15 protein-coding genes are annotated in these 15,336 nt (G+C 66.4%); 2 read left to right on the forward strand and 13 right to left on the reverse strand.

Annotation, left to right across the window (positions count from 1 at the left end; translation table 11 throughout):
- Positions 1–96 precede the first annotated feature (96 nt).
- A complete protein-coding gene (locus OCH7691_RS09150; RefSeq protein ID WP_085883072.1) occupies positions 97–1,599 on the reverse strand; it encodes an aldehyde dehydrogenase in 1,503 nt (500 codons plus the stop codon).
- A gap of 176 nt (positions 1,600–1,775) precedes the next feature.
- On the opposite strand from OCH7691_RS09150, the gene OCH7691_RS09155 reads away from it, so the two are divergent.
- Positions 1,776–2,702, forward strand: a complete 927-nt coding sequence (locus tag OCH7691_RS09155; protein WP_085883073.1) for an IS1595 family transposase — start codon at positions 1,776–1,778, stop codon at positions 2,700–2,702.
- A 3-nt stretch (positions 2,703–2,705) separates the two neighbouring features.
- Here the strand turns inward: OCH7691_RS09155 and OCH7691_RS22905 are convergent, their stop codons facing one another.
- A complete protein-coding gene (locus OCH7691_RS22905; RefSeq protein ID WP_139839597.1) occupies positions 2,706–3,449 on the reverse strand; it encodes a DUF3800 domain-containing protein in 744 nt (247 codons plus the stop codon).
- 65 nt (positions 3,450–3,514) lie between these two features.
- Here OCH7691_RS22905 and OCH7691_RS23230 point away from each other — a divergent pair, with 65 nt between their 5' ends.
- Positions 3,515–3,667: a hypothetical protein gene (locus tag OCH7691_RS23230; RefSeq protein ID WP_176244974.1), complete on the forward strand. Its 153-nt coding sequence runs from the start codon at positions 3,515–3,517 to the stop codon at positions 3,665–3,667.
- A gap of 84 nt (positions 3,668–3,751) precedes the next feature.
- On the opposite strand, the gene OCH7691_RS22910 is transcribed toward OCH7691_RS23230, so the two are convergent.
- From OCH7691_RS22910 to dprA, 11 genes are all read right to left on the reverse strand, one after another.
- A complete protein-coding gene (locus tag OCH7691_RS22910; protein WP_139839598.1) occupies positions 3,752–4,096 on the reverse strand; it encodes a hypothetical protein in 345 nt (114 codons plus the stop codon).
- Positions 4,097–4,138: 42 nt separating this feature from the next.
- On the reverse strand, positions 4,139–4,612 hold the full coding sequence (locus tag OCH7691_RS22915; protein ID WP_139839599.1) for a hypothetical protein: 474 nt from the start codon (positions 4,610–4,612) through the stop codon (positions 4,139–4,141).
- A 107-nt stretch (positions 4,613–4,719) separates the two neighbouring features.
- Positions 4,720–4,887 carry a 50S ribosomal protein L33 gene (gene rpmG, locus OCH7691_RS09160; protein WP_085883074.1) on the reverse strand — a complete coding sequence of 56 codons (168 nt, stop codon included), beginning with the start codon at positions 4,885–4,887 and terminating at the stop codon, positions 4,720–4,722.
- A 78-nt stretch (positions 4,888–4,965) separates the two neighbouring features.
- Entirely contained in the window at positions 4,966–6,141 is a 1,176-nt protein-coding gene (locus OCH7691_RS09165) for an MFS transporter (protein WP_085883075.1), read from the reverse strand.
- Complete coding sequence (locus OCH7691_RS09170) at positions 6,134–6,754, reverse strand: NUDIX hydrolase (protein ID WP_139839600.1); 621 nt, start codon at positions 6,752–6,754, stop codon at positions 6,134–6,136. Before OCH7691_RS09170 ends, OCH7691_RS09165 begins: the two co-directional genes overlap by 8 nt.
- A 9-nt stretch (positions 6,755–6,763) precedes the next feature.
- The gene (locus OCH7691_RS09175) at positions 6,764–7,489 is read right to left on the reverse strand and encodes an NUDIX hydrolase (protein ID WP_085883077.1); all 726 of its coding nucleotides are present in this window, start codon (positions 7,487–7,489) and stop codon (positions 6,764–6,766) included.
- Between the two features lie 101 nt (positions 7,490–7,590).
- Positions 7,591–7,998, reverse strand: coding sequence for a DUF983 domain-containing protein (locus tag OCH7691_RS09180; protein ID WP_217807872.1), 408 nt, complete (start codon positions 7,996–7,998; stop codon positions 7,591–7,593).
- A 118-nt stretch (positions 7,999–8,116) separates the two neighbouring features.
- A complete protein-coding gene (locus OCH7691_RS09185; protein ID WP_085883078.1) occupies positions 8,117–9,109 on the reverse strand; it encodes a glycerophosphodiester phosphodiesterase in 993 nt (330 codons plus the stop codon).
- Positions 9,106–11,409: a ribonuclease R gene (gene rnr, locus OCH7691_RS09190; protein ID WP_085883079.1), complete on the reverse strand. Its 2,304-nt coding sequence runs from the start codon at positions 11,407–11,409 to the stop codon at positions 9,106–9,108. Before rnr ends, OCH7691_RS09185 begins: the two co-directional genes overlap by 4 nt.
- Positions 11,410–11,464: 55 nt before the next feature.
- On the reverse strand, positions 11,465–14,116 hold the full coding sequence (gene topA, locus OCH7691_RS09195; RefSeq protein WP_085883080.1) for a type I DNA topoisomerase: 2,652 nt from the start codon (positions 14,114–14,116) through the stop codon (positions 11,465–11,467).
- A gap of 61 nt (positions 14,117–14,177) precedes the next feature.
- The gene (gene dprA / locus OCH7691_RS09200) at positions 14,178–15,320 is read right to left on the reverse strand and encodes a DNA-processing protein DprA (RefSeq protein ID WP_085883081.1); all 1,143 of its coding nucleotides are present in this window, start codon (positions 15,318–15,320) and stop codon (positions 14,178–14,180) included.
- Positions 15,321–15,336: the final 16 nt, after the last annotated feature.

Consider the following 15,336-nt stretch of genomic DNA (forward strand, 5'->3'; position numbering starts at 1 on the left):
CGGCACCCGACCGGGCGGAACCGCCTGTTTCCGCCCGACCGGATGAGGCCGCGCCGAAGGCGGCGTTTCGGTTTCCGCCAGGCCGTGCGGCGGTCGCTACTTGCCGATCTGGATCCAGGTGGTCTTGAGCTGGCTGTATTTGTCGATCGCGTGCAGCGAGCGGTCGCGGCCGAAGCCTGACTGCTTGAAGCCGCCGAACGGGGTCGACATGTCGGCCATGTCGTAGCTGTTGACCCAGACCGTGCCGGCCCGGAGCCGGCGGGCGACCTTGTGCGCGGTCGTCACGTCGCGGGTCCAGACGCTGGCGGCGAGGCCGTAGACGCTGTCGTTGGCGATCGTCACCGCCTCCTCGACATCCTTGAAGGTGATGGTCGAAAGCACCGGCCCGAAAATCTCTTCCTGGGCGATCTTCATGTCGTTCTTCACGTTGTCGAAGATGGTCGGCGCGATGTAGTAGCCGCCGGTCTCGCCACGCGCGCGCTCGCCACCGATGCGCAGCGCCGCGCCGCCCGACTTGCCGTCCTCGATATAGCGCATCACGCGATCGGTCTGGGTATCGTCGACCATCGCCCCCATGAAGGTCTTCGGGTCGAGCGGGTCGCCCGGCTGCAGGCGCTGGCCGAAGGCCACGACCTTCTCCAGGAACTCGTCCTTGATCTCCTCCTGGACGAGCAGGCGGGAGGCGGCGTTGCAGACCTCGCCCTGGTTGAAGAAGATGCCGACAGCCGAGGTCTTGGCGGCGGCGTCGAGGTCCGGGGCGTCGGCGAGCACGATGTTCGGCGACTTGCCGCCGCATTCCAGGCTGACCTGCTTCATGTTGCTTTCGCCGGAATAGCGCAGGAAGAACTTGCCGACCTCGGTCGAGCCGGTGAAGGCAATGGCGTCCACGTCCATGTGCCGGCCGAGCGCCTGCCCGGCGGTCTCGCCGAAGCCCGGCAGGACGTTCAGGACGCCGTCGGGAATGCCGGCCTCGGCAGCCAGTTCGGCGATCCGGAGCGCCGTCAGCGGCGACTGCTCGGCCGGCTTGAGGATGACGCTGTTGCCGGCGGCGAGCGCCGGGCCGAGCTTCCACGAGGCCATCAGCAGCGGGAAGTTCCACGGCACGACGGCGGCGACGACGCCGACCGGCTCGCGGGTGATGAAGGCGACCGCGCTCGGATCGGTCGGCGCGATCTCGTCGTAGATCTTGTCGATCGCCTCGCCGTACCAGGCAATGCAGTTGGCGGCGCCGGGGATGTCGACCGTGGTCGAGAACTTGATCGGCTTGCCCATGTCGAGCGTCTCGAGCAGGGCGAGCTCGTCCTTGTGCGAGAGGATCAGGGCGGCGAATTTCTGCAGCACCTTCTTGCGCCGGGCCGGGGCCAGGCGCGACCAGTAACCGGCGTCGAAGGCGGCGCGGGCGGCGGCGACGGCGCGGTCGACATCGGCCGTGTCGCAGGCCGCGACCCGGGTCAGCACCTTGCCGTCGACCGGGCTCACGCAATCGAAGGTCTTGCCACTCGCGGCATCGACATATTGCCCGTTGATGAAGGCCTGGTTGCGGTAGGAGAGGCGGCCGGCCTGCTCCTTCCAGTCGTCAAGTGACAGCGCGGCGGACATGACGTGGTCTCCCGTCTCTGAACGTTGTGCATTTCGATCGATTGCCGGTGAGCTTAGCGCGGCCCGGAAGGACAATAAAGACGCCGTCGCGGGGCGCCGTCCGGGCAATAAAAAGGCGATTATATACTTGACGAACCCACGGTCGATCCCCATCTCTAAGGAGAAGGAGTTGACCCATGAGCGTACTATCCAAGGCATACTTTCACGACGAGGCTGCGGCCTTCGCGAAGCTTGAGGAAATCGTCTGGCCGGATGGCCCTGTCTGCCCTCACTGCGGCGGCATGGAGCGGGCCTACGACCTGACCAAGACGCGCCTTGGATTGAAGAAGTGCGGTCATTGCCGGAAGCAGTTCACGGTACGGGTGGGCACGGTATTCGAGGCAAGCCACGTTCCGCTGCACAAGTGGTTCCAGGCGACCTTCCTGATGGTGTCGAGCAAGAAGGGCATCAGCGCCCACCAGCTCCACCGGGTTCTTGAGGTCACGTACAAGACGGCGTGGTTCATGGCGCACCGTATTCGCGAGGCGATGCGCTCGGGTGATCTGTCCCCGTTCGGCATCGACGGCGGCGCGGTCGAGGTTGACGAGACGTTCATCGGCAACGACCGCACCATCAAGCCGAAGGGCCAGAAGAAGGGACGCGGCTTCCATCACAAGCACAAGGTACTGGCGCTGGTTGACCGGAACACCGGCAAGGCCCGGACGATGGTTGTTGACGATCTCAAGGCCACGACGTTGGCCCCGGTCGTTCGCGAGAACCTTGCCCGCGAAGCACGACTGATGACGGATGAGGCGTCCTACTACACCAAGGTCGGGCAGGAGTTTGCCGAGCACGGCGTGGTGCATCACAATCGCGGCGAGTATGGCCGTGGCGATGTCTACACAAACACCGTTGAAGGCTACTTCTCGATCTTCAAGCGCGGCATGAAGGGCGTCTACCAGCACTGCGGCAAGAAGCATCTGCACCGCTACGTGGCCGAGTTCGAGTTCCGCTACAACGAGCGCGACATCAGCGACGTGGAGCGAGCAGGCGAGGCATTGAAGGGCATCAGCGGCAAGAGGCTGACGTACAACCAACCTTGTGAAACACAAATTGCTTCGTGAAGATTAGAGTTTCTTCCTATAATCGAGATACCCCCTTGGGCCGAACGGTTGGGTCGAACCCGACACCGCCACTGAATTGTGGCTAGGCCCTTGGGGACCCTTCGACAACTTGATATGCCAAATTTTAAAGTGCCGTTTGTCGATAGGGGATTCCTCAGTCAGTGATAGAAGGCACGCTCTCCGACGGATATGGTCGGCCATTCTCTCTTTTGGGGAGTTGGCTCCGAGCCGCCCGTTAAGAGACGCACCTATCGCGCCGATAAGGATGTCCGAAATCCAGAAAACTGGCTCCTCACGATAATCGATATGATCGACCGAGAGGCATGGGGAGCAGTCTTTCCCAAAGCGAGCACGTCCCATTCCGTTAAGGTATTCGTTGAATTTTCCTAGATCGTGGCGGCTATTGCGGTTTGCGTAGAGATGGCGAATGCGACCACTCTTGCCCATGTTGCGCTTAAAGGCGAAGAGATGCTGGATAACAAATTTGTTGAATCCAAGTTCACTGTCGCCATCGTTAAAAGTGGCATGATCCGTATCTGATGTCTTGACAACAGCCGCGTGAAAATCAACGAGATGCTCTTTGTTGAAATCGAAAAATTGATCTATGAGGCGCTCGTATCGAAGATAATTTCCTCGTCGAATGCGCGTCCATTTTAGTGCGTCTGGGAAATCTCCTTTAGCTGACATGGTGGCGGCGCGAAGATCTCTCGCGATAGGTGCTTTACAGAGCACACCGCCGATTACCACGTATCGCTCATTAATTGAGCTTTCGTCACTAAATGAAGCGTAACGGCAAAGCATCGGAGCCAAGGATGAACAGCGACAAACGAGTACCTCAATCCGAAAAATTCAAAGAAGCCGCCCGTGAGGTCGAAGCCGACGATAGCGAGGCCGGGTTCGAGGAAAAGCTGAAACGGTTGGCGAAGGCTAAGTTGAAACCGAAGAAGGAGGTGCCGGACAAATGAGACGATGGATTCTATTTTCTACGCCGGTCAACTGGGTTGCGCGGATTGGCGGTTGGATTATTGAGCAACGGTCCAAAGAGGTTCTCAGGATTGCCGGACTTGATGGTGTTGGAGCCAGTTCCAACCACCAGTGAAAACATGTCCCGAGCCTGTGTAGGTCTCGCCAACCTCCAGGATTAAGAATGCGTCATCGCTGACGCTTTCGGTGCTCCCTTCTAACGCCATCCGGATTTCTCTCGCCGATTTCTGAGAATTGGCAAAGAACCCAGCTAAACTCGTATCCTTAGATCTAAATGCCAGCAGGTAATCCTTGTTGGATAACCGCTCTATGACCACCTTGATGCCGGAGAATGCATCCGCTAGTTCAGCCAAGCTGGCGGTTTTGTGGATGGAAACGACGATCAGATAGGTTCTGGGTTCTGGACTCATTCTCCACCCGATAATGATGAAGTATATGTGTCGCGCCGAGGATCAGGGCACGTCGCCTATCTTTTCGAATGCTACTTGAACGGGCTTGTTCATTATCTTGATCTGCTGAGCCGATCCATCAGCGAACGTAGCCGGCCAAACTGCGGATAACTGCAACGATGTTCCCGCAGCAAGTTGATCACCGGTAACGAGTGTTGCGCCGCCCTGCGGGGCAGTAAGTGTTCCGGACAGGGCCATGTTCCCCCCGGATTCTGTATAGGTGCCGGTGTATCGGCCGTTCGATACATCAACACCGACGAACATTCCCTTACCAATGTAGACAGCTCCAAATCCCGTACCCGCCGAGCCGAGATATCGGATCGCGTACAAAGCGCTCATGTGACCTCCGGAGAATATGAAATGTGCAAAGAGAAGAACGACGCTCAGACCAAAATCGAACGGCTCATCGCGGCGATGGACCGCCTCGCCCAAACCATAGAGGCGAGCACCGCACACGATCACCAAAAGCTCGAACATTGTGACTCGAGCACAACCAAAGAGTCAATGGGTGCGGGAAGTATATAATCGCCAATAAAAAAGGCCGCGATGAACGCGGCCTTTGTCGATGCAGGATCAAGCGGTTGCTACTTGATCTTGGCTTCCTTGAACATCACGTGCTTGCGCGCGACCGGGTCGTATTTCTTGACCTCGAGCTTCTCGGTCAGAGTCCGAGGATTCTTCTTGGTCACGTAGAAATAGCCGGTGCCGGCACTGCTCACGAGCCTGATCTTCAGCGTGGTTGGCTTGGCCATCTTAAAAACTCCGGAATCCCTGGCGGCGCCGGTACGCCCGGCGGCGAGACGCGAAAGATACGGATGCGGCCCGCTTTGTCAAGCACTAGAGGTGGGCTTCCGGCGGTGATGGCGCCAGAGACCGATGGCAAGAAAGACGAGCCCGCCGGCGGCCAGCGTGCCCGGCATGCCCTCCTTGCCGAAACGGTCCATCGCCTCGCCTGCGATCACCGGTCCGGTGATCCCGCCGATCCCCCACAGCGCCGCGAAGGCGGCGTTGCCGACGACCAGTTCGGGCCCGGTGAAGCGTTGCCCGAGCAGCGTCATCGCGACCGTGTAGAGGCCGAAGCAGGCGCCGCACCAGAGCAGCAGCATCGGCCAGAGCAGGATCGACTTGCCGGCAACGAACGGCAGCAGGAGCGCGCCCGCGACCAGCCCGACGCCGCAGCCGAGGAAGACCTTCTGCCGGTCGACGTGATCGGCAAGCCAGCCGATCGGATACTGCAGCAGCAGGCTGCCGAGCGCTCCGACGGTGATCATCAGCGCCGAGGCGCTTGCCGAGAGGCCCGAGCGGAGCCCGTAGACCGGCAGCAGCGAAATCAGCACGGCGTCGACATAGCCGGTCAGCAGAACCGCGAGCGACAGCGTCGGCGCGCGCGCGACGAACCCCATCAGGCCGTGCGAGGCGGTCCCGTCGAGGTCCGGCAGACCGGGCCCGGTGAGCGAGAGCGGCAGCAGGCCGGTGAGGATGATCCCGGTCGCGACCGCGAAGGGCAGCCAGCCCTCGGTCCCGACCAGCCCGAGCAGGGCCGGGCCGATCGCGAAGCCGGCCGCCATGACGCTGGTATAGATCGCCAGCACGCGGCCGCGGCGGGCGTCGCCGGCCAGCATGTTGATCCAGCTCTCGCTGACCGAGAACAGGATGCCGTCGGCGACCCCCATGGCGATCCGGAGCAGGAACCAGCAGGGCAGGTTGTCGAGCACCGGCAGCAGGCCGACGCTGGCGGCCACGGTCAGCAGCGAGATCCAGGCAAGCGGGCGGGCGCCGACGATGCGGACCAGCCGGGCGACGAACGGCGCGATGGCGAACAGGGCGACGGAGGGGGTCGCGGCGAGCAGGCCGATCAGGCCGCTCGAGTAGCCGCGCGATTCCAGCACGAAGGAAACCAGCGGGATCGAGATCCCGTAGGACAGCGCCATGGTCATCATCATCGCGATCACCGGGACGATCTGGCGCGGACTGCCGCCAGGCGCCGGTGTCGCGCTGTCAGCCATGGCGGATGCGGGCGCGGCCGCCGCGGTAGTGGAACAGCGGCAGCGGCCCGAGCGGCGGGATCTCGCCGCGTTCGAGCGCCAGCACGTGGCCGAGCACGAATTCGGTCACGTCGATGATCGGCAGGTGCAGCGCCTTCTCGATCGGAATCCAGTCGAGGTCGAGCAGTTCGCCGTTACCCCGGAGCGTGCCGCTGGCATCCTCCGCGTCGGCGATGAAGAACCGGGCATGGAAGCGCCGCGGGCTCTGCGGCGGGGTGATCGCGCGGGCGACGACGGCCAGGCGGTCGAGGGCGGGGCGGAAACTGTCCTCGCCGTCGCGCTCGCCGAACACGAGGCCGGTCTCCTCGAAGGTCTCGCGCACCGCGGCAACCGCCAGCGCGCGGGACTGGGCCGGCTTGCCGGGCAGCCGGGCGGCCTGCTCGTGGGTCAGCTCGGTCAGCGGTTCGATGGTCCGGTCGGCAGCATCCAGCGTGCCGCCCGGAAAGACGAATACGTCGGGAAAGGAGCGATGCTGCTTGGCGCGCCGGCCGAGCAGCACGCGCGGGCCGCCGGCCTGGCGGTCGACAATGATGAGGCTCGCCGCGTCACGCGGCCTGACAGGGCGTGCCGGCATGGTCCGCACCTATTCTTCGGTAAATTCGCGACGCCCGTGCCGCATGCGGAAAAGCGGGACCGGCCGCGCCGGATCGGGTGCCGGCGGGTTGGCGATCATCTCTCGCACCACGCCGAGCATGATACGCGTGACGATCAGCGTCTCCTTGGCATTCTCATGTTCCTCGATCGGCACCCAGACGAGCTCGGTGAACTCCCCTGTCGGTGCCGGTTCGCCGATCGCTTCCCGGGCCTCGGCGAGGAAGAAGCGCACGTCGAAGCGGATCGGCCGGATCGGCGGGGTGATCGCGCGTCCGACATAATCGAGCCGGTCGAGTGCCGGCAGATAGCCGCCGGCGCAGAATTCCCGCCAGTTTTCCGGCACCTTGCCCCGGGGCGGATCGCCGGGACGGGCGAGCCGCAGGCCGGTTTCCTCGTACAGCTCGCGAACCGCGGCCAGGGCGAGCGCGCGGGCCCGGCCGGGCCGGGTCGAGCGCTGCAGGCGGGCCAGCACGTCCTCGCGCGGCGCGTCGCCGGCACGGAAGCGGCTGTCGGTGGCGTCGACGCGGCCGCCGGGAAAAACCATCTGGTCGGGCATGAAGCGGTGCTTGCCGTGGCGCAGACCCATCAGCACCTCGGGGCGGCCATCGGCGCCGCGCCGATGCAGGACCAGCGTCGCGGCGTCGCGCGGACGCGGTGCGGGGTCTGTCGAGGGCGGCGAATCGGGCCGGACGACACCGGTGAATGCACGGGTCATGAAACAATCGTTCGTTGGCGGTGGGCTTCCCGCAGAGAATGCCCGCCCGCCGCGCGGCTGTCCAGTCGATGCGTCACCGGCCGCGCCGGGCCGACCGGAACTCAGTCGTCGTGGCCGCCGAAACCGTGCATGTAGCGCGACCACTGGAGGCCGATCAGCGCCCCCTTGATTCGCGGCAGCATCCAGAGCGTGAGCAGCAGGGTGATCGGCAGCCAGACCGCCATATGCACCCATTCCGGCGGCGCGTAGAGCTTTTCCGTGACGAGGACGCCGGCGATGACCACGTGGCCGACGATGGAGATCGTGAAATACGGCGGCGCGTCGTCGGCGCGCTGGTGATGCAGTTCGAGACCGCAGGTCGGGCAGGTCCGCCTGACCTTGATATAGCCGTCGTACATGCGGCTGTTCGCGCAGTCCGGACAGCGCTTCCGCCAGCCGTTCAGCAGGGCACGGCCCAGCGACCGGACCGGGCGCTCGTCCTGCACGACACTCGGATACTCGATGCTCACGAAAGTGTTCCTTCCTGACTTGCCACCGGCCTTATGTTGCGCACCGGCGGCTTCGCGGCACTGTGGCAGGTTGCCGCATTGGCCCGAACCGCCCTGCGGGACGCCGGCCGGCGCGCGATCACGGTTCGACCGGCGTGGCCTCGGGCAGCGGCAGGCCGCGCTTCTCCATGACCTCGCGCAGGCGGTCGGGATAGTCGGTGATGATGCCGTCGACCCCGCGTTCGATCAGCAGGGTCATGTCGAGCGGATCGTTCACCGTCCAGACGACGACCTCGAGGCCGATCTCGTGCGCCTCGGCGAGCGCCGCGTCGGTGAGATCGCGGTGATAGGGCGACCAGACGGCGCAGCCGGCCTTCTGCACGAGGCGCGGCAGAGAGCCGCCCTCCCTGTCGATGTCGAGCCCGGCTGTCCAGGGCGAGCTGTCCGGGCGACCGCGCTGGATATTGTTCAGCCAGTCCCGCTCGGCGCTCAGGCAGACCGTGGGGATCGCCGGTGCGAGTGCGCGCGCGGTCCGCAGTGTCGCCCAGTCGAACGACTGGATCATGGCGCGGTCGCCGATGCCGAGTCTCTCGATCTCCCGGACCAGCCGCGCGGCGAAGGCATCGGTCGGCAGGGTCCCGTCGGGACGGGTCGGGTCGACCTTGGTCTCGATGTTGAAGCGGACGCGGTCGTTGCCGCTCTTCCGCACCAGCGCGACCAGCGCCTCCAGCGTCGGAATGCGTGTGCCGTCGACCGCCTGCTGGTCGGGAAAGCGCTTCGCCTGACGGCTCTCCGGGTCGATGCGGCCGACGTCGTAGCCCTCCAGTTCGGCGTAGGGCAGGGCGCGGATCAGTGGCCGGGGGCCGGTCAGCCAGGCGCCGTCCGGCCCGCGCGTGATCGCCGGGTCGAGCGCCGGGTCGTGGCTGATCGCGACCACGTCGTCGGCGGTGATGGCGATGTCCAGTTCCAGCACGTCGACACCGAGCGTGAGCGCGCGGGCAAAGGCGGGCAGGCTGTTCTCCGGCATCAGGCCGCGGGCACCGCGATGGCCCTGGATCTCGACCGCGGATGCCGGAACGGCGCAGGCCAGTGCCGCGGCGAAGGCGGCCGGAATGCCGTATTTCCTGATCATTTCGATTTCCTCGCCTTCCTTTTCCCGGGCGCAGCCGCGGTCTTCCCGGCGGCCTTGGCCTTGCGTTTCCGCACCGCTTTCGGTGTCGTCCGCTTGACCGTCTTGCGCCGCTTGGCAAGGCCGGCCTTGGCGCGGCCGCGCGTCACCTCCTCGGTGACCTTGAGCAGCTTGAAGATCAGCCCGCCGGTGACGGTGTTGGCCTCCATCAGCTCGACCTCGACGCCGTCGCCCAGGTGATATTCCTTGCCACTCGCCTCGCCGATCAGGGCGTGCCGGGTCGCATCATGCCGAAAATACTCGTAGCCGAGGCTGGAAATCGGGATCAGGCCGTCGGCACCGGTATCGGCGATGCGGACGAACAGGCCGGCCCGCGTCGCGCCGGAGACGCGCGCGGCGAAGACGGCGCCGACCCGGTCGGCCATGAACACCGCCGTGAAGCGGTCGAGCGCGTCGCGCTCCGCCGCCGAGGCGCGCCGCTCGTGTCCGGAAATGGCCTCGCCGATCTCGGCGAACTTCTCGATGTCCTCGGGCCTGAGACCGCCCGGCCCGAAGCCGAGCGCGCCGATCAGCGAGCGGTGGACGAGCAGGTCCGCGTAGCGCCGGATCGGCGAGGTGAAATGGGCGTAGCGCCGCAGGTTGAGGCCGAAATGGCCGTAATTCTCCGGCGAATACTCGGCCTGCGCCTGGCAGCGCAGGATCACCTCGTTGATGATATGGGCGTTCGCGCTGTCCGCCGCCTGGGCGAGGATGCCGTTGAAATGGGCCGGCTTGATCACCTGGCCCTTGGCGAGACGGATGTCGAATTCCTGCAGGTAGTCGGCCAGCGCGACCACCTTTTCCGCCGCCGGACGGTCATGCACCCGGTACATGCAGGGCGCCTTGCGCGCTTCCAGCATCTCGGCCGCCGCGACATTGGCCTGGATCATGAACTCCTCGACCAGGCGGTGGGCATCCAGCCTTTCGACCGGATGCACGGCGGCGATATAGCCGTCCTCGCCGATCTCGACCCGTCGTTCGGGCAGGTCGAGGTCGAGCGGCGCCCGTTTCGTCCGCGCCGCGTCGAGGATGTGCCAGGCGTCGTAGAGCCGCGTCACATGCTCGCGCACGTCGCGGTCGTCGGGGCCGGCGATCTTGCCGTCGCGGATCGCCTGCGCCTGGCGGTAGGTCAGCCGGCAATGGACCCGGATCATGGCGCGCGAGAAGCTGTGGCCGATCTTGTTGCCGTCCGCATCGAAACGCATCTTGGCGACCATGCAGGGGCGGTCGGTGCCGGCGATCAGCGAGCAGAGGTCGGCGGACAGTTCCTCGGGCAGCATCGGCACGACGCGGTCGGGGAAATAGGCCGAGTTGCCGCGTTCCAGCGCCGCCTTGTCGAGCGCCGAGCCGGGCCGGACATAATGGGCGACGTCGGCGATCGCGACGACGGCGTGGAAGCCGCCCGGATTGGCCGGGTCGTCGTCCGGCGCGGCCCAGACCGCGTCGTCGAAGTCGCGCGCGTCGGCCGGGTCGATGGTCAGCAGCGGCAGGGCCCTGAGATCCTCGCGGCCCTTCATCTCGGCCGGAGTCGCGGCGCGCGCTTCGGCAAGCGCCGCCTCGCTGAACTCGGTCGGCAGGCCCTGTCGGTGTATCGCGATCAGGCTGAGCGCGCGCGGATCGTCGATGCGGCCGAAGCGCTCGACGACGCGGCCCTCGATGACGGCGCGGCGATGGCCGGGTTCGAGCGTGCAGAGCACCAGGTCGCCGGTCTCCGCGCCCAGCGAATGCTCGCCCCGGATGACCAGCTCGTGCTTGATGCGGCGGTCGGTCGGCTGCACCCGTCCGTCGGCGCCGACGGCGGTGAAGACGCCCAGCACCGCGCCCGGCGGGGCTTCGAGCCGGCGGATGACGCGGGCGAGATAGCTGCCGTCGGCCTGACGGTCGAGGCGGGCGAGGATGCGATGGCCGATCGCCGGCGGGGTCGGCGTGCGCTGTCCCGGCACCACGTAGATGCGCGGCGGGGCGACGTCATTCGACCAGCTTGCCGGGCGGGCCAGCAGTTCGCCGTCGACGTCCTGTTCGTGAATGTCGAGCACCGCGACCGCGGGCAGGGCGTCGGGTGGTGCCACCTTGCGCTTCGCCCCGCGTCCGATCAGACCCTCGTCGGCGAGCTCGCGGAGCATCGCCTTGAGCGGGATCCGGTCGCTGCCTGTGATGTTGAAGGCCCGCGCGATTTCCCGCTTGCCGACGGGGGTCGTGCTCTTCCGGATGAAGTCGAGGACTTCCTCGCGGCTCGGCAACCGGCCCCTGTCGCGCCCGGTCATCGGATCGCTGCGGCCGGCGCCCCGGCGAGGCGTCGCCGCGACCGGCCGTTCCCCGTCATTCCGCCGACACCGCTCCGCGCGCCTTGGCGGGCTTCGCCGTCTTCGCGGCCTTGGTGGTCTTGGTCGCCTTCTTGGCCTTCGCCGGCGCCTTCCGCTTGGCGGCACCGCCGGCCTTCTTCTTCGGGCTGGCGGCGGCCTTGGCGGCGAGCAGGGCGACCGCCTGTTCCATCGTCACGGTTTCCGGGGTCACGTCCTGGGGCAGGGTGGCATTGATGCCATCATGCTTCAGGTATGGGCCGTAACGGCCACTCATGACGGCGATATTCTGGCCGCTCTCCGGATGCGTGCCGACGATCCGCAAGGGCTCGGCGCCGCCCCGGCCACGGCCGGATTTCGACTGGGCGAGGGCATCCACGGCACGGTTGAGGCCGACCGTCAGCGCTTCCTCGGTCGAGGTCAGCCGGCCGTACTTGCCGTCGCATTCGACATAGGGCCCGTAGCGGCCGAGCCCGGCGCGGATCGGCTTGCCGGTTTCCGGGTGGGGGCCGAGGTCGCGCGGCAGCGAGAGCAGGCGGACGGCGAGAGCGAAGTCGACGTTCTCGAGCTCGATATCCTTCGGGATCGAGACCCGCTTCGGCTTCTTCTTTTCCTTCGGAACGGCCTCGCCAAGCTGCAGGTAGTGGCCGTAGGGTCCCTTGCGCAGCGTCATGTCGGCGCCGCTTTCCGGATCCTGGCCGAGCAGCTTCGGGCCTTCCTCGGCCGCGTCCTCGCCATTGCCGCCCGCCGGTGCGCCGAGCGGCCGGGTATAGCGGCATTCCGGGTACTTGTTGCAGCCGATGAAGGCGCCGTAGCGGCTGGTCTTGAGCGACAGCCGGCCATCGCCGCAGGTCGGGCAGACCCGCAGGTCGCGGCCGTCCGTGGCCTCGTCCTCGGGGAAGATGTGGGCGGCGAGAACCTCGTTCAGCTTCTCCAGCACGTCGCTGACGCGAAGCTCCTTGGTACCGTCGACGGCGGCATGGAAGTCGGTCCAGAAATTCCGGAGCACGGTCTTCCAGTCGACCTCGGCGGCGGAAACCTCGTCGAGCTGCTCTTCCAGGTTGGCAGTGAAGTCGTAGCCGACATAGCGGTTGAAGAAATTGTCGAGGAAGGCGGTGACCAGGATGCCGTTGTCCTCGGGCACGAAACGGCGCTGGTCGAGCGTCACGTAGCCGCGATCCTGCAGCACGGTCAGGATCGAGGCATAGGTCGACGGGCGGCCGATGCCGAGTTCTTCCAGTTTCTTCACCAGGGTCGCTTCCGAGTAACGCGGCGGCGGCTCGGTGAAATGCTGTTCCGGCTTGATCGCTTCCTGGGCCATCGCCGTGCCGACGGTGATCTTCGGCAGCCGGCGGCCGTCCTCGTCATCGGCGCTGTCGTCGCGGCCTTCCTCGTAGAGCTTGAGGAAGCCCGGGAACAGCACGACGCTGCCGGTCGCCCGCAGCACGGTCTGCGCCGCGGCGTCGCCGATGTCGATCGCGGTCTGTTCGAGGCGCGCGCTTTCCATCTGGCTGGCCAGCGTGCGCTTCCAGATCAGCGCGTAGAGCTTCGCCTGCTCGTCGGAGAGGAAGCGCGCCATGTCCTGCGGCAGGCGGCTGAGATCGGTCGGACGGACCGCCTCGTGCGCCTCCTGGGCATTCTTCGACTTGGTCTTGTAGAAGCGCGGCTTCTCCGGAACGTAGTCGGCGCCATACTCGCGGCCGATCACCTCGCGGCAGGCCGCCATGGCCTCGTTGGCGATCTGCACGCCGTCGGTCCGCATGTAGGTGATCAGGCCGACGGTCTCGCCGTTGATCGTGGCGCCTTCATAGAGCTTCTGGGCGACCTGCATGGTCCGCTTGGCGCCGAAGCCGAGCTTGCGCGAGGCCTCCTGCTGCAGGGTCGAGGTGGTGAAGGGCGGGGCCGGGTTGCGCCGGGTCGGCTTGACCGCGACGTCGAGGACGCGGAGTTCGGCGGCCTCGATCGTGCGCTTGGCGGCCTCGGCGGCCTCGGCATTGCCGAGATCGAACTTCTGCAGCTTGCGCCCGTCCAGCTGGGTCAGCCGGGCGGCGACGCTGTCGTTCTGTTCGGTCCGGAGCAGCGCCTCGACGGTCCAGTATTCCTGTGCCCGGAAGGCGTCGATCTCGAGTTCCCGCTCGACCACGAGGCGGAGCGCCACCGATTGCACCCGGCCGGCCGACTTGGCGCCGGGCAGCTTGCGCCAGAGCACCGGCGAGAGCGTGAAACCGACCAGATAGTCCAGCGCCCGGCGGGCCTGCTGGGCATTGACCAGCGCCATGTCGAGTTCGCGCGGGTTGGCGACCGCGTCGAGCACGGCGCGCTTGGTGATCTCGTTGAAGACGATGCGATGGACCTTGACGTCCTTCAGGGCCTTGCGGCGCTTCAGTTCCTCCAGCACGTGCCAGGCAATGGCCTCGCCCTCGCGATCCGGGTCAGTCGCGAGATAGAGGTGATCCGACGACTTGACCGCGTCGGCGATCGCCTTGAGATGCTTGGCCGATTTCGGATCGGCCTCGTAAGTCATGCGGAAATCGTCGTCGGGATCGACGCTGCCGTCCTTCGGCGGGAGATCCCGGACATGGCCGTAGGAAGCCAGAACCTCGAAGTCCTTGCCGAGATACTTGTTGATCGTTTTCGCCTTCGCGGGCGATTCCACTACAACGACGTTCATACCTGCTCGCGGGCTCCGTTCGTCGCTTCCAGCACACGGGAAGAATTCGGGACTGCCGGTCTCACGCCTCGGCGCGATCCATCGGCAAGACGGCCGTTACCCGGTTTCCTGGATGCCGTTCCAGACGCCCGGCAAGCTCCAGTTCGAGCAGCACCGTCAGAATGATTGCTGGTGGTACTTGGCACTGTCTAACGAGTTCGTCAACATCTACCGGGGTCGCGCCGAGCTTCTCGACGATCGTCGGACGGTGCCGCGAAAGAGCGTCCTCGGCGACCGCCGCGGGCGCCGGGCCGGCGAAATCGGCGCCGTCCTGATCGGCTCCGGCCGGCCGCGCGACCGCGTTCAGCACGGCCAGCACGTCGCCGGCGCCCTCGACCAGCGTGGCGCCGTCGCGGATCAGCCCGTTGCAGCCGCGCGCCCGGGGATCGAGCGGCGAGCCGGGCACCGCGAAGACCTCCCGGCCCTGGTCGGCGGCCATCCGCGCGGTGATCAGCGAGCCGGAGCGGAGCGCCGCCTCGACCACCAGGACCCCGAGCGACAGGCCCGAGATCAGCCGGTTGCGGCGCGGGAAATGGCTCGCCTGGGGCTGCGTCCCGAGCGGCTGTTCGGCGACCAGGCAGCCGCTTTCGGCCATGCGCTCGTACAGCCCGGCATTCTCGCGCGGATAGACGATGTCGATGCCGCCGCCGAGCACGCCGATGGTGCCGCTGGCGAGCGCCGCCTCGTGTGCTGCCGCGTCGTGGCCGCGGGCCAGGCCGGAGACGATGACCAGGCCTGCCTCGCCCAGTTCGGCGGCGATCGCGCGGGTGAAGCGGAGCGCCGCGGCCGAGGCATTCCGCGCGCCGACGATGGCGAACAGTCGCCGGCCGAGCAGTTCGGGGTGGCCGCGCACGGAGAGCACCGGCGGCGCGTCGTCGATGGCGCGGAGCGCCTTCGGGTAATAGCTGTCGGGCAGCGCCAGAAGGTGGCCGCCGAGGGCCTCCAGCGCGGCCGCCTCGGCCTCGATCTCGGCCCTGGCCGGAACCCGGATGCGCCGTTTCAGGCCGCCGCGCCGGGCCAGTTCGGGCAGGGCGTCGAGGGCGGCGGCGGCATCGCCGTAGCGGGCGAGAAGCTGGCGGAAGGTGACCGGCCCGACATTCTCGGACCGCGAGAGGCGCAGCCAGTCCAGTCGCTGTCGAGGGCCGAGGTCGCGCCGTTCCTGCATGGCGCGAGCATGGCGG

Origin of the sequence: Oceanibacterium hippocampi (assembly GCF_900172325.1) — a bacterium.
In the GTDB taxonomy this organism is placed as follows: domain Bacteria; phylum Pseudomonadota; class Alphaproteobacteria; order Sneathiellales; family Sneathiellaceae; genus Oceanibacterium; species Oceanibacterium hippocampi.

Bases quoted from the DNA above. Each gene is read 5' to 3' on its own strand.
- OCH7691_RS09150 (WP_085883072.1), bottom strand. From the start codon at position 1,599: ATGTCCGCCGCGCTGTCACTTGACGACTGGAAGGAGCAGGCCGGCCGC.
- OCH7691_RS09165 (WP_085883075.1), bottom strand. From the start codon at position 6,141: ATGGCTGACAGCGCGACACCGGCGCCTGGCGGCAGTCCGCGCCAGATC.
- OCH7691_RS09170 (WP_139839600.1), bottom strand. From the start codon at position 6,754: ATGCCGGCACGCCCTGTCAGGCCGCGTGACGCGGCGAGCCTCATCATT.
- OCH7691_RS09185 (WP_085883078.1), bottom strand. From the start codon at position 9,109: ATGATCAGGAAATACGGCATTCCGGCCGCCTTCGCCGCGGCACTGGCC.
- OCH7691_RS22910 (WP_139839598.1), bottom strand. From the start codon at position 4,096: ATGAGTCCAGAACCCAGAACCTATCTGATCGTCGTTTCCATCCACAAA.
- rpmG (WP_085883074.1), bottom strand. From the start codon at position 4,887: ATGGCCAAGCCAACCACGCTGAAGATCAGGCTCGTGAGCAGTGCCGGC.
- topA (WP_085883080.1), bottom strand. From the start codon at position 14,116: ATGAACGTCGTTGTAGTGGAATCGCCCGCGAAGGCGAAAACGATCAAC.
- dprA (WP_085883081.1), bottom strand. From the start codon at position 15,320: ATGCAGGAACGGCGCGACCTCGGCCCTCGACAGCGACTGGACTGGCTG.
- OCH7691_RS22915 (WP_139839599.1), bottom strand. From the start codon at position 4,612: ATGTTCGAGCTTTTGGTGATCGTGTGCGGTGCTCGCCTCTATGGTTTG.
- OCH7691_RS23230 (WP_176244974.1), top strand. From the start codon at position 3,515: ATGAACAGCGACAAACGAGTACCTCAATCCGAAAAATTCAAAGAAGCC.
- OCH7691_RS09175 (WP_085883077.1), bottom strand. From the start codon at position 7,489: ATGACCCGTGCATTCACCGGTGTCGTCCGGCCCGATTCGCCGCCCTCG.
- OCH7691_RS09155 (WP_085883073.1), top strand. From the start codon at position 1,776: ATGAGCGTACTATCCAAGGCATACTTTCACGACGAGGCTGCGGCCTTC.
- rnr (WP_085883079.1), bottom strand. From the start codon at position 11,409: ATGACCGGGCGCGACAGGGGCCGGTTGCCGAGCCGCGAGGAAGTCCTC.